This is a genomic window from Mesorhizobium sp. M1142 (assembly GCF_040318565.1).
Taxonomy (GTDB): Bacteria; Pseudomonadota; Alphaproteobacteria; order Rhizobiales; family Rhizobiaceae; genus Mesorhizobium.
The window spans coordinates 20,776-42,284 of sequence record NZ_JAMYMK010000012.1; the positions used below are offsets into that span (position 1 = coordinate 20,776).

A 21,509-nucleotide genomic window follows, 5' to 3' on the forward strand; every position below is an offset into this window, starting at 1 on the left:
TTCAGGCTTACCCCCCGGAGGGAAGGATCTGGGGCAAGCCTCTGCTCCGCCAGGCCACGGAACAAGTCATGGCGCGCCGGGTTTGGGCAAAGTTGTTGAGGAAGCAAAATGAGATCAGCGGCGCGACCGATCCTTACGATCGTGGCATGGAAGGCCGTGCCCACGCCCTTCCATCCCAACCCGGTCCGATCGCAATGAGGCAGGCCGGTTCTGACCGTTCCAACTCACCGGAGGAGAGGAATGGCGGCATAGGCCGAGCGCTCGGCCTCGGCCTGATAACCGGGGCAGCCGACGACGATTGTTCTGCGATAGGCACCTATGCCAGCGCCGGCGCCCGCTTCGGACCCGACCTGCTTTGGACGGCTCCGGTGACGTTGCCGATGATGTATGCGGTCGTCTACCTGTCGTCGAAGCTTGGTCAGGTATCCGGGCGCGGATTGTTCCACGTCATCAAGGACTTCTATCCGCGGTGGCTGCTCTGGTCGGTGCTGTTGGGTGTGCTCGTCGGCAACACCATCGAGGCAGCGGCGGATCTTGGTGGAATGGCGGCCGCGATCAACATGTTCGTGCCACTTCCCATCCCGCTGATCGTGCTGTTCGTCGCCGCCATCATCTTCGCCCTCCAGGTCTTCGGCTCCTATACTTTGATCCGCAACATCTTTCGGTGGCTGGCGTTGGCGCTGCTCGCCTATGTCGGTGCCGCCATTCTGGCCAAGCCGGACGCCGCGGCCGTACTGCGCGGAACGCTGCTTCCGCGGATCGAATTCAACCGTGAGTTCCTGTCGATCCTGGTCGCCATTATCGGCACGACGCTGTCCGCCTATCTCTACACGTGGCAGTCCAATGAGGAGGTCGAGGAGGAGATTGCACAGGGGCGAACGACGCTCGGGCAAAGGAAGGGCGCTACCGACAGCGAACTCCGTCGCTCTCGCCGGGACATTCTCATCGGCATGATGTTTTCAAATCTCATCATGTATTTCATCATTCTGTCGACGGGTGCTACGCTCTACAAGACGGGCCACCACGATATCGACACGGCTGCGCAAGCGGCGGAGGCGCTGCGCCCGCTAGCCGGCCAGGCCGCAAGCGTCCTGTTCGCCGCAGGCGTGATCGGCGTCGGTTTCCTAGCGGTTCCTGTCATGACTACCGGCGCTGCCTATGACGTGGCACAAGCCATCGGCTGGAAAAACAGCCTGCACGCCCGGGCTCGAGAGGCGCCCAAATTTTATCTCGCCATCGGATTTTTTACGGTGATCGCCGCCGGCCTCAACTTCCTCGGCTTCAATCCGATGAAGGCGCTGGTCTGGTCCGGCATAGTTCAGGGCTTCTCGACGCCGCCCTTGCTGCTGCTCATCATGCTGATGACGAACAGCCGCAGGATCATGGGCAACCAGGTGAACAGCCGCAGCACCAACATACTCGGTTGGGCAACGACCGCCGCCATCTTCTCGGCGACGATCGGCCTGGTGGCAACCTGGTTCATGTGATCAGGCAGGACAAAAGGACGCCGCCGGTTGAGTTAACCCGTCCCGCTTGCGGATTGTCCCAGCTTTGCCGGTCCTGGAAATTCCACTACGTCGCCCATCGGCCGTTTGTATTGCACTGCGACAATCGCATCGATCAGATGATCCACAGCCGCACGAGCCGTGCGGCTCGTCTCGTCCTCGCCGCTCAAATAATGGCTGGCTCGTTCAAGATGGAGGTGTGCGGCGGCAAAGTCGCTTGTCATCGGCTTCTCCCTGTTGCCCGCCGGCCGGCAGGATGGCCGCCTCGATTTACCCAAAAGCAAATATCCACAGCCGGATTTGAATCAAATTGGCTTGATTCACCGCAGCCCGAGGACAAGGCGCTGGCAGGCCTTTGCGTCGCTGCTCGATGCGCTGCGCCGGCGCAGTACGCCGCATTGAATGAACCAACTACGGCTGGTGTTCCGCAAACTCCGTTCGCTCAATGCGCTACCTTTGAAATTTTCTCGCTCTTTTAATTCTACAAATTCTCTAGACTTAACATAGATCATTTGGACAGGGAGCCAGGAATGTCGAAAAAGCTCGTGGTGGGGCTGTCGGGCAATTTGACCCGGCCATCGAAGACCAAGGCGTTCATCAGCCACATTGTCGGGCAGGCGGCCGAAAGCATCGGCGCGGCCGCAGCCGTCTTCGACATCGAGGATCTCGGCGCGTCCCTGCCGCAGGCAAGGCGCCTCGGCGACCTCGACCCAGCGGCGCGCAACATAGTCGAACGGCTGCTGGGCGCCGACATCCTGGTGGCCGGCTCGCCGACCTTCAAAGGCAGCTATACCGGGCTTTTCAAGCACTTCTTCGACCTGCTCGACCCGTCATCGCTGAGGGGCAAGCCGGTCATCCTTGCCGCGACCGGCGGCGGCGAGCGCCATTCGCTGATCGTCGAGCACCAGTTGCGGCCATTGTTCGGCTTCTTCGAGGCGCTGACCGTGCCGACCGCGATCTACGCCTCCGAGAAGGATTTTGCCAATGGCGTGCTGGTGTCGGAAGCCATCCACGCCCGCACCCGGCAAGCGGTCGCCGAGGCATGCCGGGTTACCGGGGTGCCCTACGGCGTCGGCCTTGCCGCCTGAACGCACCACTGACCCGAGATTCACCCCCGATCCACCCAGGAGCACGCCGCGATGACCAGATCCACCAAATCCAGGCAAATCAAACAATCCAGGCAAATCAAACTTGGCGCTTTCCTGCCCGGCGGCGGACAGCATATCGCCGCCTGGCGTCACCCCGAGGCGCCGGCCGATGGCGCCACCAGTTTCGAGTTCCACAAGCAGCTCGCCCTGACCGCCGAGCGCGGCCTGTTCGATGCCTATTTCCTCGCCGACAATCTGACGGTCGGCCTCGGCGCCCGCGAAGGCGGCAACGCCAAGATCGCCGGCTTCGAGCCGGTGACGCTGTTTGCAGCGCTGGCGCCGCTTACCACGCATCTCGGCTTCATCGCCACCGCCTCGACCACCTACGAGGAGCCCTACACGCTCGCCCGCAAATTCGCCTCGCTCGATCATCTGTCGAATGGCCGCGCCGGCTGGAATGTCGTGACCTCGGCCGGCGACGAAACCGCGCGCAACTTCAATCGCGATACGCAGCCTGCCCACGCCGAGCGCTATGCCCGCGCGCACGAGCACGTCGAGACGGTCAAGGCGCTGTGGGACAGCTGGGAGGACGATGCCTTCATCCGCGACAAAAAATCGGGGCGCTTCTACGACAAGGACAAGCTCCACGACATCGACCACAAGGGCGCGCATTTCAGCGTCAAGGGTCCGCTCAATGTGCCGCGCCCGGTGCAGGGGCACCCGGTCGTGGTGCAGGCGGGACAATCCGAAGACGGTCGCAAGCTCGCCGCCGCCTCGGCGGAAGTTATCTTCACCGCTCATCAGAACCTGGCGTCGGCGCAGGAATTCTATCGCGATATCAAGGCGCGCGTGACGGCCGTCGGCCGCGATCCCGAGCAGGTGCTGATCATGCCGGGCGTGGCACCCTTCGTCGGGCGCACAGAAGAAGAAGCGCGCGCCAAATACCAGCAGCTGAACGATCTCATCCTGCCCGAAGACGGCGTCGCCCTGCTCAACGGGCTGGCCGGCCAGACGCTCGACATCAGGGGCTATCCGCTCGACGGCCCGCTGCCGCCAAGCAAGGAGACCGAAGGCATGAAGAGCCGCCAGGCGCTGATCCGCCAGATTGCCGACGAGCACAACTTCACCATCCGCCAGCTCTATCAATGGGTGGCGACGGCCCGCGGCCATTACACCGTCATCGGCAGCGCCACGCAGGTCGCCGACCAGCTGGAGGAATGGTTCGGCAACGAAGCCGCCGACGGCTTCAACATCCTGCCGCCCTGGCTGCCCGGCGGGCTCGACGACTTCGTCGAGCTGGTGATCCCCGAACTGCAGCGCCGCGGCCTGTTCCGCACCGCCTATGAAGGCAGGACGCTGCGCGAGAACCTCGGCCTGAGGCGGCCGGAAAACCCGTGGACCGCCGCCCGCTCGGCCGTGCTGGCCGCCGAATAATTCCACGAAGCCCACTACCCTCGAAGCGAGAGGCACGACGATGACCTTGCAGCACATCGAACAGGCCGCCAGCCTCGGCACGCGTGACAGCACGACAAGCCTCGGCTCGGATTTCCTGCGCCTAGGCGGCCGGGCGGGAATTCGCTTCCTGTCGCGCTACGGCGTCCTCATCGCTTTCCTCGCAATGTGGCAAGCGTCGAGCAGCGCCGGCTGGGTCAACGCGGCCGTGCTGCCGCCGATCGACATGATTGTCGCGGCACTTTGGAAGGGACTGGCCGGCGGCACTCTGCTCGGCGACATCGCCATCAGCCTGCAGCGCGCCGGTCTCGCCTTCGCGGCCGCCGTGCTGGTCGCCATCCCGCTTGGCCTGTTCATGGGCCAGGTGCGCGCGGTCGAGACCGCGCTCGATCCCATCCTGCAGGTCTTCCGCCAGACCTCGGCGCTGGCGCTCTATCCGGTGTTCATCCTGCTGCTCGGGCTCGGCGAAGCCTCCAAGGTGTTCGTCATCTTCTGGGCGACGCTGTTTCCGCTGCTGCTCAACACCATCGGCGGCGTCAAGCAGGTCGATCCGAAACTGCTGGAGATGGCGCGCGTCTATGGCGCCAGGCAGCTCACCGTCTTCCGTCGCGTCGTGCTGCCCGGCGCCGTGCCCTCGATCTTCGTTGGGCTGAGGCTCAGCGCCACCACGGCGCTGCTGTTGTTGATCGCGTCCGAAATGATCGGCGCCAACAAGGGCATCGGCTTCCAGGTGATGAACGCGCAGTACAACTTCCAGATACCGCTGATGTTTGCGGCAATCGTCATCCTCGCCGGCCTCGGCCTGATCGCCAACCAGGCACTGGTGAGCCTGCAGCGGCGGCTCTGCCGCTGGAGCAATGCCGTCGACTGACCACCGCCTTTATCAATCTCAACCAGGCCAGAACTCAAATCAGGAAAGACCCGGACCATGAAAATCTCCCGCCGTTCCCTGCTTGCTGGCGCGCCCTTCGCCGCCGGCCTTCTCGCCGCCGGCCTGCCGCGCCTCGCCCTTGCCGAAGCCGCACCAGTGAAGTTCCGCTCCCTCGCCAGCCGCGGCAGCATCTCTCCGCATGAGCTGGCCGGCGAGCTCGGCTATTTCAAAGGCCTCGGTATCGAGATCGAGAATGTCGGCTATTCCGGCGGCGGCCCGGAATCGTTGTTTGCGCTCGCCTCTGGCAGCGTCGATATTGGCTCGGCCGCAACCGCCGCCGTGATCAATTCGATCTCCGGCGGCAACGACTTCGTCGCCGTCTATCCGAGCAACGGCATCAACAGCAAGGTGCGCAGCGTCTTCTACGTGCTGGACGACAGCCCGATCAAATCGATCGCCGACATTGCCGGCAAGACCATCGCCGTCAACACGCTCGGCGCCCATCTCGACTACACCGTGCGCGAGGCGCTGCACAGCGTCGGCCTGTCTCCGGACGCCGCCAATCTCGTTGTCGTACCCGGACCGCAGCTCGAGCAGACCTTGCGCTCCCGCCAGGTCGACATCGCGGCGCTCGGCTACTGGCAGGCGACGTTTGCCGGGGCGCTGGTCGACAATGGCGGCGTGCGCGGCGTGTTCAACGACACCGACGTGCTGGGCGAGCTGGCCGGCGGCTTCGTCGTGCTCAGGCGCGACTTCATCGCCGCGCATCCCGACGCCGCCCGCAATTTCGTCGAGCAATCGGCGCGCGCCTCCGACTGGTCGCTGCAGAACCCCGACGAGGCGCGCAAGGTGCTGGCAAACATCCTCGATAAGCGCGGCGAGAACGGCGAGCTGGCGCGCTACTGGACCGGCTTCGGGCTGCGCCAGGGGGCCAAGGCGACGGACCGCGACATCGACTTCTGGGTCAGCGTGCTCGAGCGCGACGGCCGCCTGCCAAAGGGTAAGCTGAAGGCAGCAGATATCCTCTACCGGCCCGGCGAAACCAAGACCAACTGAGAAGGCCAACCGGCAAGACAATCAGCTGGGAGATGAGCGCGATGAGCGGCACAAGCGGCGGTGAGGTCAGCATACGCGACCTGTCCAAATCGTTCAGCATCGGCAGGCGTTCGCTTGCCGTGCTGAGGACCCTCAATCTCGACATCCGCTCGGGTGAATGCCTGGTCATCGTCGGCGCCAGCGGATCGGGCAAGACCACGCTGCTCCGCATCCTGGCCGGACTGGAGGCGGCCGACAGCGGCGGCGTCGCCATCGATGGCAAGCCGGTGCACGGCGTCGGCGCCGAGCGCGCGGTGATTTTCCAGGAGCCGCGCCTGCTGCCCTGGCTGACGGTGCTCGGCAACGTCGCCTTCGGCCTCGAAGTGCGCGGCGTGCCGAAGGCTGAGGCCGAGGAACGGGCGCGCTTCTACATCGCGCTCGTCGGCCTCGCCGAATTCGGCGATGCGTTTCCAAGGCAGCTGTCGGGCGGCATGGCGCAGCGCGTCGGTATCGCCCGCGCGCTGACCGTGCAGCCCGAAATCCTGCTGCTTGACGAGCCGCTGGGCGCGCTCGACGCGATGACCAAGATCGGCATGCAGGAGGAACTGGCGCGCATCTGGAGCGAGGAGAACGTCACCATGGTAATGGTGACGCACGACCTCGAGGAAGCGATCTACCTCGCCGACAGGGTGCTGATCCTGCCCAAGGAGAAAGGCGGCGCGGCGCGGCTGATCGACATCGACCTGCCCCGCCCGCGCGAGCGCAGCGAAAGCCGCTTCGTACGCTACCGCGAAGAACTACTGCGCGAATTCGGGCTGCACTGAAAGCCGCCTAAGAGGGCTTGGATCCCGCGTCCCGCGAAGCGGGGAGAGGTGTCTCGGCGAAGCCGAGACGGAGATGGGCCTTCCTTCGAGTGCCCTGCACTACGCTCTTTCCTGGAACCGGATTCCCCGCCTCGGCATTTCCTTAACCGGGAGGCAAAGGAGCGCGGCATGAAAGCTTTGTTCGCAATCTTTGGCGGCTTCGTCCTGACGCTCGCCGTATTCGCCAGCGGTCTCGCCTTCGCCACCTGGCTATTGATAGCCAAGCCGGTGCGGCCGCCCGCCCCGGTCTCCAGCGTCGCCGAACTGTGGGCCAAGGATCCGCGCCCGGTAAACCCGGCCTCGCAGCGCCTCGAGCGCCTCCCGGCCAGCCCGGTTCCCGTTCGCACCTCGGAAGTTGATCGCACCGCGAGACCCGCCGATACCGCCGCAGCTTCGACACCCGACACCACCGGCTCCATCAAGCCGGCGGTGGAAGAGCAGCAGACGCTACCCGCCGCCCATGTCGAATGGTGCACCAGCCGCTACCGCTCCTACCGGCCAGGCGACAACCGCTACACATCCTACAGCGGACAACGGCGCCCCTGCATCTCGCCCTATCTCGACATCACCGATGACGGCAGCTACGTCGAGGCGAGCGATACGTCGTCGGTGGAGGGCTACGCCCCATCGGATGAACCCGGCGCCGCCGAGCTCTCATCCGATCACGTGCAATACTGCTTCGGCCGCTACCGCTCGTACCGACCGGAAGACAATAGCTATCAGCCGTATTCTGGGGGGCCGCGGAGGCAGTGCGAGTAGCGCGGGCCGGGAGGTGGCCGGCGGCCGCAGTGCATGGCGCCTTGTGCGACCAACGATCACGCAGATTTCTTGGATCGTTCGGGTTGGCTCGGCGTTCATCCGATACCCAAAGGAGAAATCAACATGGGCGACGACCGGGACGACAAGATTCGTGAGCGCGCATACCAGATCTGGGAACGCGAAGGCGGGATCCATGGCGATCCCGAGCGGCACTGGCACCGGGCCGAGGCCGAGATCGACAGGGAGGCAGCCCTGCCGCTGACGGCAGGCGATGCCCTGCCGGAAACCCGCGAGGTCGCAAGCTCCGACGTCTTGACGGTGGAGGCCCTGGCGGTGCGCACCGGCATATCGGGCGAACAGGCGCAGGAACTGATTGACAGGCTGGGCAACGACAGGGCGGCGATCGAACAAGCCGCGCGCAACCTCAAGGGGAAGCAGCGGCTCAGGGAGTGACAGATGATCAGAAAACTCAAAGACGGAAAATACCGCCTCTATTCGCGCAAGAAGGACGAAAAGACCGGCAAGCGCCGCAATCTCGGCACCTTCGATACCCGCGAGGCCGCCGAGAAGCACGAACGGGAGGTGCAGTATTTCAAGAGGCATTGAGGGGCGTTGGTGGCCGGTGCCCGCCAGCCAGTCGCGCGGCATGCCCGGCGGAACCTGAATTCCAGCCCTCACGAGCCGTCGCGAACCCATTACCGCTGCTACAGGCCAAGGGACGACACTACACGTCCTACAGCGGAGAGCAGCGCCCCTGCATCTCGCCCTAACTCGACATCACCGATGACGGCAGCTAGGTCGAGGCGAGCGATACGTCGTCGGTGGAGAGTTACCCGCCATCAGATGAACCCGGCGCCGCCGAGTTCTGATCCGACCATGTGCAATACTGCTTCAGCCGCTACCGCTCCTATCGGCCGGAAGACAACAGCTATCAGCCCTATTCAGGGGGGCCGCGCCGGCAGTGCGAGTAGCACGCGCTGGGCAGCATCCAGTGCGCGCCTGTCGGGGATTTGAGGTCCTGTCTATGTGCCGGACCTTCCGCAAAGCGGAGGAAAGTGCCGCTCAGTTCGTTTTGTAGGACGCGGGAGGCCAGACCTGCGCCTCACGGTCATGATGGGGAGGTGAGGGCGGACACGGAGGCCGTTCGAGTAGAGAGCCCTGTCTTACCACCGCGTTCGTAAGAGGATACTAGGAGAGACGCAAATTGACAGAATCGTCGATTCTGCCATGCCGCAGTGGCAGAAAAGGATTCTGGCTTATTAAGCTCGTCATATAAGCTACCGGCGCAAATCAGGGGGCATTCTTGCAGAAACGCGCGCGTATAAGGCGGATTGAGTTCTCCAATTTCAAGGCCCTGTCCCGGTTCACGCTGACGATAAACGAGATCAATATTCTTGTTGGGCCTAACAACTCGGGCAAGTCCACCTTGATCGGAGCTCTTCGGACACTCGATGCAGCAATACGTTTCGCCTGGTCTCGACCGCCCAGTCGCGTGTATGTCGGCGACAATTCCTATATCGGCTACCGCCTCCCCGAAGAGAGCGTTCCGATTTCTCTGGAGAACGTACAGACTGACTACAACGGGGCTGAAGCGCGCGTAACCTTTTCACTGAGCAATGGGAACTCGCTTGCATTGGTCTTTCCTGAAGATGGCGGCTGTGTCTTTCTCCCTTTTGTCGATGGTGGCGTGGTCAAAAGCGCATCAGAGTTCAAGCGAGAGTTCCCAATTTCTTTGATAATTGTGCCCGTCCTTGGGCCGGTTGAACATAGAGAAAAGAAACGGGAGCGCAGCACTGTCGTCTCCGGCTTGTCTACCCACCGGGCATCGAGACATTTTCGAAGCTACTGGCATTTTTTTCCAGACGGATTTGATGCGTTCTCGGAGCTTGTCGCAAGAACGTGGCCAGGAATGCAAATCAGTGCCCCGGAGTATGACTATGCTTCCGGAGAACTGAGCATGTTCTGCTTGGAGGACCGGATAACCAGAGAGATATATTGGGTCGGTTTTGGCTTCCAGATATGGTGCCAACTCCTAACACACCTATCTCGCGCGACCGAAAATTCTCTCATCGTGGTGGATGAGCCCGAAGTGTACCTACATCCCGATGTCCAACGCCAACTGCTAGGCATTATGCGGGACGCCGGGGCAGACGTAATGATCGCCACTCACTCGAGTGAAATAATTGCCGAGGCCGATCCGAGTGAGATCGTAATGATCGACAAGCACCGCCAATCTGGAGAGCGCATACGAAACATATCCGGTATTCAGCGTGCGCTTGATGCTGTTGGCTCCTCTCACAACATAACTCTCACCGCGCTTGCGAAGAGCCGTAGAATCCTCTTTGTCGAGGGCCTCAATGATTTCCGGCTACTTCGGCGTCTCGCACGTAAGATCGGGATGCAGGAGTTGAGTTCAGGCACTGGAATTATCCCTTTGGCGTCGGGAGGCTTTGGCTCTTGGCAAAAGATCACAATCCTTGCATCGGGCATCGCCGAAGCACTTGGTGCTCCGCTTATGATAGGGGCGATCTACGATCGTGATTACTTCTGCGAGGAACAAATCGCTGATGTGGTAGAAACTCTCGATGCCGGCCTTCTACTGGCGAGAGTGCTTGAACGAAAGGAGATAGAAAATTATCTTCTTGTCCCATCGGCTCTTGATCGAGCTGTGTACCGGACTCTCGGCGTGCGTCGAGATACGTCGGAATTACGCAGTTCGGAAGAGGTGACCTCAGAAGCCATTTTAGACGCGATAACTCGGCCGATGAGGGACGACGTGTTTTCTCAGTTGATGGCGCGGCGTCTTGAGTTCTTTCGCAAAAGAGGCGACGACGCGTCGAGCATCTATAAGCCCGTAATCTCTTCGTTCGAGGCTCGCTGGGCTAGTATTGGTTCAAGGATGACTCTGGTTTCGGGCAAGGAGGTCCTTCGTCAATATCGACAGCGGGTGAAAGATCAATATGGTATTACCCTGACAGACTCTCGTATCATTGATGCGATGAATAAGGATGATATCCCAACCGACATGGTTACGTTATTAAATGAGCTTGATTTGTTCAGAATCAGCACAAAGTCTGTAGCAGCGGCCTGAGAATGCAGATGGATCGGTGCTCTGCTGAGATGCGCATTTCGGCAACTCTTAGCCTCTCGCCCGACGCCGGCTCTCCACCGCATCCAGCCGTTCCTGCAAATGCCCATTCAGCACAATCATCTCCTTCAGCGCCTTCACCGCATCGCCCTGGTGCTGGGCAATGAACCTGTCGGCGATGGCCTGCAGCGCAGCCTCCTGGCGGCTGTCCAGCGTCACGATGTGATCCATGGCGATGCCTCCGATAGTTTCTGTTCAAATTGAACAAAACGGGAACAAAAATGTCAAGAGCGAATTGACTTGGCGAGGAATGCCTTCCTATTTGTCAGTAGGCGGGGCGGTTGCTCACAAATCGAGGAGAGCCGCGATGGGCAGACGAAAAAGCCGGTTCGACAGGCTGTCGGCGAGGGATGCGGAGGCGATCATCAGGGACGCTTTGAGCCTGCGCCGGACGGTGCTGTCGTCCCAGCTGCATCTGAAGGCGCATGGCGAGCTGTTCTGGCAGCTTTACGGGCTTGTCGAGAAATTGCACGAGGTGCTGGCCAGCGTAGCGGAGAAGGAGCCCGATTATCGGATGGCGGAGCTTGGCCTGCTTCCCCTCCCCGAGGATTACTCGACCCGGAAATGAGCCATGGCCGGGCCGATGGACAGCGTTGGGCGTGCCGCCAAGGCCAACATGCTGCTTATCGTGGAGTGCGGCCACTGCTACCACGTCGGGCGCTTCAGGGCGAATGACGTGGCCCAGGTGGTGGGCTGGAACAAACCGCTGGAAGCGATCAGGTTCAGGTGCAAGCGATGCAGCCGCAAGGACACGACGGTGAAGACGCAGTTCATCGACCAGGATCATCCGCCCAAGGGCTACATCTGGGTGCTGCAGAAATTCAAGCGCTAAAACAATGAGCCTTGCGCCGGCGCCTGCTGCGGAAACTTGATCTGCGTCGCCGGTTTGTCGACGATCACTAGCGCGTCATCGGGCGCCGTGCGCTGCAGGTGTCTTGCCTCCGACCATGGCGCGCTGAGCCAAGCCTCGGTTTCTTCCGGCGTGGTCAGGATCACCGGCATTGCCTTGTCGTGGATCGGCGCGATCAGCGCGTTGGGCCTGGTCGTCATGAAGCCATAGACCTGGTGCTCGGCGGGGCCGTCCTTGACCTTGCGAATGCCCTGCCAGCGCGTCCACAGGCCGGCAAAGAAGAACAGCGGGCGGTCCTCGCCGAGTGCAAACCAGAAGTTGCGCTGAATGCCGGTCTCGGGGTCCTTGTCGCCGGGCGTCGGGCTGGGCTCGGCGAAGCTGGTGACGGGCACCACGCAGCGGTTCTCGATGCCGAGATATTGCTGCCAGTGGCCGTATTGCGGATTGCGGATGTTGGTGGTGCCGTAGTCGGCCTTGCCCTTGACCCGCTCCAGTGGCGTCGGCATGCCCCACAGCAGATTGGCTAATTCGCGTTCGCCGTCCGGCGCATTGCGCACCACCGGGCCTGGCTGGTTGGGATAGATGTCGATGGAGGGTTCGAGATTGCCGAGGATATCGCGCAAGGCGCGGGTCCACTGGCGAATGGCCTCCTGGCTGGTCGTGATATTGTAAAGATTGCACATTTCAGGCCGTTCCCGGATGCTCAGGCATCTTGTTGGAAACGGCCCGGAATTTCCAGCGCTGTCCGTCGGGTTGCTGACACGGCAGGCCGTGTCAGCAATGGTTTTGTGAGACCTACCGCGCCGATTGTCTCATAGCTTGTGCGGCGACTGCCGCGAGAAAAGCCCTGGCCGCGGCATCGCAGGCCGCTCGGGACGGACCCTTGGCGAAAAGGAGAAGCTCGGCGGCTCGCATGTTGAGCCCGTGCTTTCTCGCGAATGTGACCAGATCGTAGGGTTTGTTGTCGTAAGGCTCGTCGTCGTCGTAGTCGATCGTCAGATCGTAGTTTTCTTTCATTTTCTTCCTCCCTTTAGCGATCTCCCCCCTCCTGTCGCTAACGCAAAATTAACGTCGATGGCGTCGGGCGAGTCCACCAATCAGAGATTGTGTAAGAAACGTACCGGGGCTGTGCGAGGTCAGATGTGCAGCCTCGCACCGGTCCGGTGGGCAAGCGCCGCGTACCGACCCGATCGAAACCCGGCCTTCGGGCAGGCTAATTGTTAGGACGTTGATAAGCATTTGGTAATAAAAGGCGGGAAATGAAATGCTGGCTTGATCGGGCATCTATGATGCTGTCGTTCTCAGTGGGCCTGTGACGTGCGCATCAAAAGCCAGATCCTTCTCAGTATGATGGCCGCCGCGGCTTTGATCGGGGTGGTCGGCGGCGTTGCGATTTTCACGCAGATGGCGGCGATCAGGGCGTTGGGGTTGACCGAAGCGACCAATGTCGCGCGCGAACTGGCCAACACGATCGTGTTCAGGTCATCCGATGGGGTGCCGTCGCTGTTCGACCGACCCGACGCGCTCCGGGAGTTTTTGGAGCATCAGCACCATGGTTCGCGCAGGGATTTCCTGATCGTCGATCGCAACAAGGTCCTTCTGGCTCACGCTTCCGACGAGGACCACAAGGTCGGCGACAAGTTCGATCACGACGCCGGCGATGAAGTCGGCCAGACTCTGAAAGATGGCATCTCCCGCAGGTTTGAGGATGCTCATGAGGCCAACGACATGCTGGTCGTTCCGATCGAACATCCCGAGGACACGATCATCGGTGCCGTGCTCCTGGAATACGACCCGTTGCTAGGCGATGCCGAACGGCGCACCAGCAACATGCTTTGGTTGGTTGGCCTCAGCGCGACAGCCGCCATGCTGGTTGCGGCGGGATTCGCCGCTGTACTGCTGCGTCGTTTCGGTACCGGCCTTTCTGGCATGATGGGAGGCATGGAATCGCTGGCCAAAGGCAATGCCATGACGCGTGTAAGCTACACCGGCAAAGATGAGTTCGGGCAGCTGGCGCACGGCTTCAACATGATGGCCGCCGAACTGGAATCGGCGCGGGCCCACATCGAGGATATCGTCGAGACGGCGGCTGAAGGCATTGCCGTCCTCGACGGTGATGGCCGGATTGCCAGCGTCAATCCCGCGGCGGTCTCGATGATCGGGCGGCGCGCCAACAAGATCGTCGGCCAGGAGTGGCGCTCGGTCATGACGATACGTGATCCGAAAGGCGACGAATTCGCCGCCGGGACGTCTCCCATCGAGCTGGCCTTGACCTCGGGCCGCCAACACCAGGGCGAAGTGCGCTTGACCAAATTGGACGGCTCGCATTTGCCGGTGATCGCGAGTTGCAGTCCGCTCAGCAAGTCGGACGGAAGCCTCGTCCTCACGCTCAACGACATCAGCGAACTGCGCCGCGCGGAGAGCGTTGTGAACGAGCGTGCCAATCAGCTGGCGGGGCTGAACCGCGAATTGCACGAGAAGTCGGAAACAACGTCCCGTCTGGTGAAGCTGGGGGAGCTGCTGCAGGCCTGCGTTACGTTTCCTGAAGCGTTTTCAGTGGTCGGCACCGCCATGGCCGAGTTCCTCGGCGGCTTAAGCGGAACCGTCCACCTGACCAGCGCCTCGCGTAACCTGGTGGAAGAGGTAGCGCATTGGGGCGCCGTCCGGTCGAGCGCTGGCCAATTTGCGCCGGAAGACTGCTGGGCGTTGCGGCGCGGCCAGGAGCATGTCGCCGGCCCGGGCATGTTGTCGCCGCGTTGCGCCCATATCACCGAGAATGGCGGCAAGGGTTACGTCTGCATGCCGCTGGCGGCGCAAGGCGAAACACTGGGCATCTTGCATTTGTGTGAACCGAATGCGGCGGACAAACCGCAATGGCTCGCTGAAAGGCAGCAGATCCTGCGCGGCGTCGTCGACACGCTGGCATTGGCGCTGGCCAATCTGCGCCTGCGCGAGACGCTGCGGCAGCAATCGATCCGCGATCCGAATACCGGTCTGTTCAACAGGCGTTATCTCGAGGAGACCAGCAGCCGTGAACTGCGCCGAATGGAGCGCTCGGGTCAGCCATTGGTCGTCATGATGCTTGACGTCGATCATTTCAAACAGTTCAACGATACGTTCGGCCACGAGGCCGGTGACCTGGTGTTGAAGCAAGTTGCCGCCACCTTGATCGAGCATGCCAGGGATAGCGATGTCGTATCGCGCTATGGCGGCGAGGAATTCGCCCTTGTGATGCCGGGGTGCTCGCTTGAAGAGGGTGCTGAGCGGGCGGAGGCGCTGCGCCAGGCAATCAGACAGCTTCACCTGGCGCATCGAGGCAGGACGCTGGGCACTGTTACCGTTTCGTTCGGGGTGGCCGCTTACCCCGACCACGGAGCGGGCTGGGCCGAACTCACAAATGCCGCGGATCATGCGCTCTACGAGGCCAAGGGTGAGGGTCGCGATCGGGTCGTGGTTGCGCGCAACAGCGCCCCCGGCGAGCGACAAATCCAGTTGGTAACGGCTCCCAAAAAATAGCCGGACGCCATCTTGCCGCTGATTGCCAAGCGACGTTCGCAGGAAGGCCAAGCCCGCCTCGTTGGGTTCGGCTAAAGAATAAATCCGGCTAATAGCACCGTAAGGAGCAGTGACAGCGGAACGGCTGCAAGACACCAGATCTCCAACGTGTTGTTTTGCCGCGGGTCCATCGTCAGCCTCACTTTTTTATTTTGTCATTGTGGCACCAACGGTTGGCCGGAGGTAGCGGTTCCAAGCGACGCTGTTCATAGAGCGCTGCCTGTGCTGCATATTAGCAACAGCTTGACGACCGCTGGGGCCCTGTACCGCCTGGACAACTTCAGTTGGCGCCGGATTGGATGCGCATTCCGCAGGAATGCAGGCGCCCTCCGCATCAGCCGTGCGGGGATCGATCGACGCCCATGATCAGCGCCGAGCCGCATGCCCCGGAACCCGATGGCTGCATCTATCTCCGGACGAAGTTTCGCTACCGCCGAGCCGATCCGATCTTCACTCACAGCCAGCGATGCCCGTTCGCAGGGACCTAAGTCTGACCTGCCTGCGCAATGGTCCCGTGCACAGGCAACTTCGGGAACAACTGCGCCCGTCTTCAGTTGATGGCGTCACCTCCTCGAGGAGACATCGGCGCAGAATCAGTCCCTTCATGCGCTGATTGGGGTCCGCTCGCCATTGCTGGATTTGGCAGGCGGACCCTTGGTTCTGTATGGTCCAGATCGAAAGCGGGGTAAGCTCGGGATCACTCATCATCCCAGAAATCCTGCAGAGAGGCATGGCGGAGGGCTCCTCGCCCCTGAGATGCTTGGCTTTGCACCCGGCACGACGGCCAGAATGCGCGCAGCAGGATCGAGGCCTCAGCCCTCCAGCGCCTCGTGCTGGTAAAGCTCGTCCATACTGAGCGTCGCCAGCGCGGCGAACGGCGCCTGCTTTTTCACGCGGCCGTGGCTCAGGATCACCACGTCGTCGCAGAACGAGATGGTGCTGCGATGATGGCTGATGACGATGGTGGTGCGGCGGCCGGCGCGCGACTTCAGCGTCTCGACGATCGCCGCCTCCGACAGTCCGTCTACCGCATTGGTGGCTTCGTCGAGGATCAGGATATCGGGATCGCGCACCAGGGCCCTGGCCAGTGCGATCCGCTGCCGCTGTCCCGCCGAGAGATTGACGCCGCGGTAGCCGACGACGGTCCTGTAGCCTTGCGGCAGTTGCTCGATGAAGCCATGCGCCTCGGCCAGTTTTGCCGCGCGCTCGGCATCGTCGGATGAGGCCGCGTCCTGGCCGTAGACAATGTTTTCGAAAATCGTGCCGTCGACCAGTTCCAGTTCCTGGCTGGCAAGCGCAATGTGCTTTCGCCACTGGCTGGGGTCGATGCGGTCCAGCGGCGATCCATCGACGAGGATCCTACCGCTATCCGGTTCGACGAAGCGGCACAAAAGGTTGACGATCGTCGTCTTGCCGGCGCCCGACCGGCCGATCAGCGCGGTCGAGCGGCCGCTGCGGATATCGAAACTCGCCGCATGCAGCACCACCGCGCGCTGCTCCGAGCCGGAATAGGTAAAGGTGACGTCCTCGAACTTGATGCCTTGGCTGAGCCCGGGGAACGCTGCGCTGCCTTGCGGCGGCGCGGGCTTGTCGGATGGGTCCAGCATCCACGTCACCTCTTCCAGCGATCCGCTCAGGCCCTGCAGCTGTGTCCAGGCCATTTGCAAAGACCGCATATAGGGCTGCAGCCTGTAGAGTAGGATGACGAAGGCGACGATCAGCGGGAAGGAAACATTGGCGAACCAGGCGCCGATCACCACCGCCAGGAACAGCATGGCGTGCAGAACCTCGGTCAGCGGCGGCAACGCTCCCTGACGCGTCAAAAGCACGAACGCCGCCCGGCGCACCGCATCCGATGCCTGGTCGAATGCCGCCTTCTCGCGTTGCTCCTGGCCGAAGATGCGGATCAGCCGCCCGGCATGCACCAGATGCAGCATCTGTGAGGCGAGCTGACTGTTGCGGGAGGCGACGCTGCGGCTCGGCGCCTTCAGATTGGCGGACAGCATGGCGTGCGCGACCTGCACCAGCGCCAGGCCCAGCGTGACCAGCAACGTCATCTGCCACGACAGGAGCAGCAGGAAGGTGAGGAGGATGATCGCGGCCGATGCGTTGACGATTGCACCCAGCGTGATCTGGATGGCATCCGAGGCCCGCCAGGATTCGTTGGAGATGATGTTGAGCAGCCGTCCAGGGCTTTGCTGCAGGAAGAACGGGTAGCCTACCCTAAGCAGCTGCTCCGACAGCGCGCTGCGGATCGAATGGCTGGCCTTGCCGTAGATGAAGGTGGTCAGCAGCGTGTTGGCGTAGGCGAACAGATTTTTCAGAACGATCGAGCCGAGGATGGCGACCGATATGGCGATCAGCCGGTCGCGCTCGCTCAGGCTCGCTCCGACATGCTGGAAGACGGCGGAAAAACCAGCCATGCCGGTCTGCCCCTGTTGCCCCATGATTATGTTCAGCAACGGGATGATCAGGCCGATGCCGAAGCCTTCGAGCGCGGCGCTGAGCAGCCCGAGCACCACGACGGCCGGAAGCAGGCGCAACTGCTTTTGCCCGAGCGCGCGGCGCAGCATCGGCAGGCAGGGCGGCATCAGTCGCATGATGACGGATCACCTCGCTTCGGCATTTGCCTGCTGCTCCTGTCGCATTTCCGTTGTCTTTGGCGATCTCGCCAGCAAAAGCACCGCGAACTTGGCCGCGCCGAGCAGATTCATGCCGATGATCGGCCAGTGCGACAGCTTGAGTTCACGATCGAACAGCGGGCCTTTCCTTAGTTCGCGCAAGGCTGCCCTCATCGACCAGTAGAAATGCCGAAGCAGCCACGGCGCGTGGCGGATATGCTTCAGGCAAAGCCCGCCATTGCCCATGCTGTAATCGCGATGCAGCTTTTCGATGGCCTTGCGGTCGCGCCGGCCGTGATGGTGATAGATGGTCATGTCGGGCACGTATTCGACCGGAATGCCGAGCAGCACGGCCCGGACGAGATAGTCCGTATCTTCCGCGGAGCGCAGCGGGCCGCCGGCGCCGAAGCGTTCGTCGAAACGCCCGATTCGGGCGGCAACATCGCGGTGCATCGTCATATTGCAGCCGAGCACGAAGCCACCAGGATGGACATCCGGCGTGAGCCGCGCGCGCACCGGTGACCGCTTGATGGTGAACGGCAGGTCGCGGGGATCGCCAAGCTCGACGCGGCCACCGCGGATGACCCGTTCGCCGGCCGCATAGTGCCGCTGCAGATCGCGCAGATAATCCTTGTGGACCGCGCAATCATCATCGACGAAGACCAGGACGCGGCCCCGCGCCCGCTCCAGCCCGGCGTTGCGCGCGGCCGCCAATCCGGGTCGCGGCTCGCAAATGGCAGTGAACGGGATGTCCGACAGTTCGGCGATGCTGGCCAGGCGTTTGGCCGTGCTGTCGGTCGAGCCGTTGTCGACAACCACCAGCTCGGCGGCAAAGTCGGCATGGGCACGACACGCGGCCTGGATCGAGCTGATGCAGGGCTCGAGTACGGCGACACGGTCGCGGGTGCAGACAATGAAGCTGACCGCCGGGACCGGTCCTTGCTGCGGCCGCGGCGACATGGCCGCCGGCATCATCGAGCGGCCGCGTTGCTGGAGCTGGTGCGATTTGACGAACATGGGTTGCTAGCTCAACTGGTTCGAAGGCAACACCGCCGCGGCCGGCACGGACTGCAGATACCGCGACAGGGCATCCACCTGCCTGGTGACCGACATCGAGGCGAGACTGAAGCGCGGCGCGAAAGCACCGGTGCGAAACACGTACTGCTCGCGGCGCCGGATGAGCTTCCATTTCGCCGTCCGTGTCAGGAATTCATGCATCAGCAGCGGCTGCCTTTCTCCCGCTATCAGCTGATAGAGGAAATAGAACAGGTTCAGCGTGCCGGCCTGGTAGCTCGGCCTCGTCTCGGCCGGAAGCGCGGCTATCCTTTCTTCCAGCGCGAGGATCCATTCGGCGGCACGGCGAATCGTCTCCATCGACAGGACCTCACCGATGGCGCGGAGGTCTTGCGTCTCTTGTGCGAGTCCTTCGCGCTCGAGGTTCTCGGCGACGATCTTCAAATGCGTCCTGCGCATTTCGCGCTTGTGCCGGTTGGTCACGCTGTCGTTATGGATTCGATAAGCGATCAGGCTTTCGGGGATCATGGCCGCCGGGTAGCGGTCGGTCAGTCGCCTGAACAGGTCGAAATCCTCGGCGTGCTTATAGCTCTCGTCATAATGTAGAACGCCGTCTTCGATGACCTTCCGGTTATAAACGACCGTTGAATGCATGAAGATCGTGAAGAACATCGACAATATGCGCAGGCTATTGTCGTGGAATATCGGATCGGGCGACCCCCTAACGATGCGGTTGCCGAGCAAGGTATCGGAGCTTGCGCCGCACAGAGCGAGGTCAGGCTGCTGGTCGAACAGTGCTACCTGCCGCGACAGGCGTTGGGGATAGGCGATGTCGTCGGCATCCATCCTGGCGACCAGATCGCCGCGGGCCATGGCCAAGCCTTCGTTCAGCGTTGCGATCAGGCCGCGGTTTTCGCGTGAGACGATCGAGATGCGGCTGTCGGCCTGGCGGTATTTCCGCAGGATCTGCAGCGAGTTGTCGGTCGAGCCGTCATCGATGGCGATGACCTCAAGATGCTTGTAATCCTGGCGCAGCATGCTGCCCAGCGCAGCTGCCAGATAAGGTCCCGCATTGTAGATCGGCAGCAGAACGGAGACTAAGGGAGCAGCCATGATCAGCCCCGATCGGTTCGTTGCAGCTTGCGTGGCAAGCGTGAGGGGCCATCAGGCGGTCCACCCAGATATGCTCCGGCCGTAAGCCATCCGGCATTGCCCACGTCGATGCCTGCCGGGGCGGCGCCTGGGACTCTTCGAGCAACATAGGGGAAGTGGCGCTTGAGGCTGTTGAGCGGCTTTTCGAAAAGCAGCCACGAAGCCGAGGCCAGCATGAGCGTTGCCGTTCCCGCCACCAGGAACCGCCCAGGCCCTTGCTCCGAGACGTTGAGCGGAATCCACGGCTGCGATTTGACGACCAGCGCCAGCACTATCGGATGGTAGAGATAGACGCCGTAGCTGATGCGGCCAAAACCGAGCAGCGGCGGCAGTTCGAGAAGTTTTCCGACGCGACCGCCAATGCCCGTTGAACAGTTTGCAACGATGACCACCAGCGGCGCGACAGGCAGGATCTGCAACAGCAGCCAGAGGCCCCATTCCTGCACCGGATTTGCCGGCGCCGGCGCAAACCACTGCAGAACGAAAAACGCCGCAGCGAGCCCCGGCCAGCCAACTCGAAGCCATTGCGGCAAGCCAGCAGCTCTTGACCTGTAGGCGGCGAGCAGCGCGCCTGACGCCAGTGCATCCATCGACGCCGGCGGCAGCAGGTCGCGCGCCAGGCTGGGCGTTCCCGCGATCGGCCAATAAAAGCGATAGGCCAGCGACAGCGCGATAACGCCGATGCAGATCGTTTCCAGGCGCCAGCGCGGCGCCAGCAGGACTATCAGCGGCCAGGCGATGTAGAACTGCTCCTCGATGCTCAGGCTCCAGAAATGGCAGAGCAGCCAGGGCGTCCATTCATTCTGCGATGCGTACCAGAAGTTCGACAGATAGAGCGCATGCCAGGCCAGCGACCCCCTGGACTGCTCCAGGTCCACCAGCCAGACGAAACCCAACACCGCAAAATAGGGCGGGAATATCCGCAGCGCCCGCCTGATATAGAAGGATTTCAGCGCCGGTCCGGTTTCGAATTCGGCGGCCACTCTGGCTTCCAGCAGCAGTCGCGTGATCAGAAAGCCGCTCAGCACGAAGAACAGACGCACGCCAATATGACCCCAGAACGAGGCCCCGCCGGCCGCGAAGAAGTGGGCGTACAGCACCATCGTCACGGCGATGGCCCTCAGCGCGTCCAATTGGGTGTCGCGCGCATTTCCCATTAGCGGCGTACGCCGGCGGGACGGCGAAACTGCCAATCGGTCAACATGGCGGCGTCGTTCACGGCGCATTTCCAATCGGTAGCGCCCCCCTCACCGAGAATAGGGCCACCATTGTGCAACGCAACACAAAAAGTTGACATATTTGAAACAGGAACGTGAGACGCGACTAATAAAGCACAAAAAACAGCGGGAACCAGCCCGAATTGTCCATTTTTGACGATTTTCACACGCTGCCTTGGCCGACCAATTTCGGCGGCAGGGGTGCTGCGATGCAACATGCTCGCCGCCGCCGCGAAGCTCGTCCGCTCGATCGCCGCCAGCAGCACCGGCGTCATCCTCGTCACGCATGATCTCTCCACGGTGCGGGCGCTGGCCGACAGGATCGTGGTCCTCAGCCTCGGACGCGTGGCCTATGATGGATCCGCAGGCACCTGAGCGC

Annotated in this window: 23 protein-coding genes and 1 pseudogene; 15 read left to right on the forward strand and 9 right to left on the reverse strand. The window is 62.1% G+C overall.

The window, feature by feature from the left end:
- Nucleotides 1-95 precede the first annotated feature (95 nt).
- On the forward strand, nt 96-1,487 hold the full coding sequence (locus NKH42_RS19905) for an Nramp family divalent metal transporter (protein ID WP_352752705.1): 1,392 nt from the start codon (nt 96-98) through the stop codon (nt 1,485-1,487).
- A 32-nt stretch (nt 1,488-1,519) separates the two neighbouring features.
- Here NKH42_RS19905 and NKH42_RS19910 read toward each other — a convergent pair whose 3' ends face one another.
- Complete coding sequence (locus NKH42_RS19910; RefSeq protein WP_254819408.1) at nt 1,520-1,729, reverse strand: hypothetical protein; 210 nt, start codon at nt 1,727-1,729, stop codon at nt 1,520-1,522.
- A 306-nt stretch (nt 1,730-2,035) separates the two neighbouring features.
- On the opposite strand from NKH42_RS19910, the gene msuE reads away from it, so the two are divergent.
- From msuE to NKH42_RS19960, 10 genes and pseudogenes are all read left to right on the forward strand, one after another.
- Nucleotides 2,036-2,593, forward strand: a complete 558-nt coding sequence (gene msuE, locus NKH42_RS19915) for an FMN reductase (protein WP_352507154.1) — start codon at nt 2,036-2,038, stop codon at nt 2,591-2,593.
- A gap of 51 nt (nt 2,594-2,644) precedes the next feature.
- On the forward strand, nt 2,645-4,027 hold the full coding sequence (locus NKH42_RS19920; protein ID WP_352507153.1) for an LLM class flavin-dependent oxidoreductase: 1,383 nt from the start codon (nt 2,645-2,647) through the stop codon (nt 4,025-4,027).
- Nucleotides 4,028-4,067: 40 nt separating this feature from the next.
- Nucleotides 4,068-4,916 carry an ABC transporter permease gene (locus NKH42_RS19925; RefSeq protein WP_352507152.1) on the forward strand — a complete coding sequence of 283 codons (849 nt, stop codon included), beginning with the start codon at nt 4,068-4,070 and terminating at the stop codon, nt 4,914-4,916.
- A gap of 57 nt (nt 4,917-4,973) precedes the next feature.
- On the forward strand, nt 4,974-5,972 hold the full coding sequence (locus NKH42_RS19930; protein WP_352507151.1) for an ABC transporter substrate-binding protein: 999 nt from the start codon (nt 4,974-4,976) through the stop codon (nt 5,970-5,972).
- 32 nt (nt 5,973-6,004) lie between these two features.
- Nucleotides 6,005-6,775: an ABC transporter ATP-binding protein gene (locus NKH42_RS19935; RefSeq protein WP_502896216.1), complete on the forward strand. Its 771-nt coding sequence runs from the start codon at nt 6,005-6,007 to the stop codon at nt 6,773-6,775.
- 168 nt (nt 6,776-6,943) lie between these two features.
- Nucleotides 6,944-7,573, forward strand: a complete 630-nt coding sequence (locus NKH42_RS19940) for a BA14K family protein (protein WP_352507149.1) — start codon at nt 6,944-6,946, stop codon at nt 7,571-7,573.
- Nucleotides 7,574-7,696: 123 nt separating this feature from the next.
- Complete coding sequence (locus NKH42_RS19945; RefSeq protein ID WP_352507148.1) at nt 7,697-8,026, forward strand: DUF2934 domain-containing protein; 330 nt, start codon at nt 7,697-7,699, stop codon at nt 8,024-8,026.
- 3 nt (nt 8,027-8,029) lie between these two features.
- Nucleotides 8,030-8,179: a hypothetical protein gene (locus NKH42_RS19950; RefSeq protein WP_023677295.1), complete on the forward strand. Its 150-nt coding sequence runs from the start codon at nt 8,030-8,032 to the stop codon at nt 8,177-8,179.
- 266 nt (nt 8,180-8,445) lie between these two features.
- Nucleotides 8,446-8,544, forward strand: a pseudogene (locus NKH42_RS19955) (BA14K family protein); the annotation flags it as partial.
- A 332-nt stretch (nt 8,545-8,876) separates the two neighbouring features.
- Nucleotides 8,877-10,664, forward strand: coding sequence for an ATP-dependent nuclease (locus NKH42_RS19960; protein ID WP_352752711.1), 1,788 nt, complete (start codon nt 8,877-8,879; stop codon nt 10,662-10,664).
- A gap of 48 nt (nt 10,665-10,712) precedes the next feature.
- Here the strand turns inward: NKH42_RS19960 and NKH42_RS19965 are convergent, their stop codons facing one another.
- On the reverse strand, nt 10,713-10,892 hold the full coding sequence (locus tag NKH42_RS19965) for a hypothetical protein (protein WP_352507146.1): 180 nt from the start codon (nt 10,890-10,892) through the stop codon (nt 10,713-10,715).
- Between the two features lie 136 nt (nt 10,893-11,028).
- Here NKH42_RS19965 and NKH42_RS19970 point away from each other — a divergent pair, with 136 nt between their 5' ends.
- Entirely contained in the window at nt 11,029-11,289 is a 261-nt protein-coding gene (locus NKH42_RS19970; RefSeq protein ID WP_352507145.1) for a hypothetical protein, read from the forward strand.
- Between the two features lie 3 nt (nt 11,290-11,292).
- Nucleotides 11,293-11,553, forward strand: coding sequence for a hypothetical protein (locus NKH42_RS19975; RefSeq protein WP_023677293.1), 261 nt, complete (start codon nt 11,293-11,295; stop codon nt 11,551-11,553).
- On the opposite strand, the gene NKH42_RS19980 is transcribed toward NKH42_RS19975, so the two are convergent.
- Together NKH42_RS19980 and NKH42_RS19985 are read right to left on the reverse strand one after the other, a co-directional pair.
- Nucleotides 11,550-12,254 carry an SOS response-associated peptidase gene (locus tag NKH42_RS19980; protein WP_352507144.1) on the reverse strand — a complete coding sequence of 235 codons (705 nt, stop codon included), beginning with the start codon at nt 12,252-12,254 and terminating at the stop codon, nt 11,550-11,552. The genes NKH42_RS19975 and NKH42_RS19980 overlap by 4 nt on opposite strands.
- A gap of 112 nt (nt 12,255-12,366) precedes the next feature.
- A complete protein-coding gene (locus NKH42_RS19985) occupies nt 12,367-12,588 on the reverse strand; it encodes a hypothetical protein (RefSeq protein ID WP_254819423.1) in 222 nt (73 codons plus the stop codon).
- 477 nt (nt 12,589-13,065) lie between these two features.
- On the opposite strand from NKH42_RS19985, the gene NKH42_RS19990 reads away from it, so the two are divergent.
- Complete coding sequence (locus NKH42_RS19990; protein WP_352974366.1) at nt 13,066-15,087, forward strand: diguanylate cyclase; 2,022 nt, start codon at nt 13,066-13,068, stop codon at nt 15,085-15,087.
- An 851-nt stretch (nt 15,088-15,938) separates the two neighbouring features.
- On the opposite strand, the gene NKH42_RS19995 is transcribed toward NKH42_RS19990, so the two are convergent.
- The 5 genes from NKH42_RS19995 to NKH42_RS20015 all read right to left on the reverse strand — a co-directional run bounded on the left by NKH42_RS19995 (nt 15,939) and on the right by NKH42_RS20015 (nt 21,348).
- The gene (locus NKH42_RS19995) at nt 15,939-17,726 is read right to left on the reverse strand and encodes an ABC transporter ATP-binding protein (protein ID WP_502896217.1); all 1,788 of its coding nucleotides are present in this window, start codon (nt 17,724-17,726) and stop codon (nt 15,939-15,941) included.
- Nucleotides 17,727-17,735: 9 nt separating this feature from the next.
- Nucleotides 17,736-18,707 (reverse strand): glycosyltransferase family 2 protein, encoded by a 972-nt coding sequence (locus NKH42_RS20000; RefSeq protein ID WP_352649671.1) that lies wholly within the window; start codon nt 18,705-18,707, stop codon nt 17,736-17,738.
- A gap of 63 nt (nt 18,708-18,770) precedes the next feature.
- Complete coding sequence (locus tag NKH42_RS20005; protein WP_352974368.1) at nt 18,771-19,874, reverse strand: glycosyltransferase family 2 protein; 1,104 nt, start codon at nt 19,872-19,874, stop codon at nt 18,771-18,773.
- 2 nt (nt 19,875-19,876) lie between these two features.
- Nucleotides 19,877-21,070 (reverse strand): acyltransferase family protein, encoded by a 1,194-nt coding sequence (locus tag NKH42_RS20010; RefSeq protein ID WP_352507140.1) that lies wholly within the window; start codon nt 21,068-21,070, stop codon nt 19,877-19,879.
- Entirely contained in the window at nt 21,070-21,348 is a 279-nt protein-coding gene (locus tag NKH42_RS20015) for a hypothetical protein (RefSeq protein ID WP_352507139.1), read from the reverse strand. Before NKH42_RS20015 ends, NKH42_RS20010 begins: the two co-directional genes overlap by 1 nt.
- On the opposite strand from NKH42_RS20015, the gene NKH42_RS20020 reads away from it, so the two are divergent.
- Nucleotides 21,347-21,505, forward strand: a complete 159-nt coding sequence (locus NKH42_RS20020; protein WP_352507138.1) for a hypothetical protein — start codon at nt 21,347-21,349, stop codon at nt 21,503-21,505. The genes NKH42_RS20015 and NKH42_RS20020 overlap by 2 nt on opposite strands.
- The last annotated feature ends 4 nt before the right edge of the window (nt 21,506-21,509 follow it).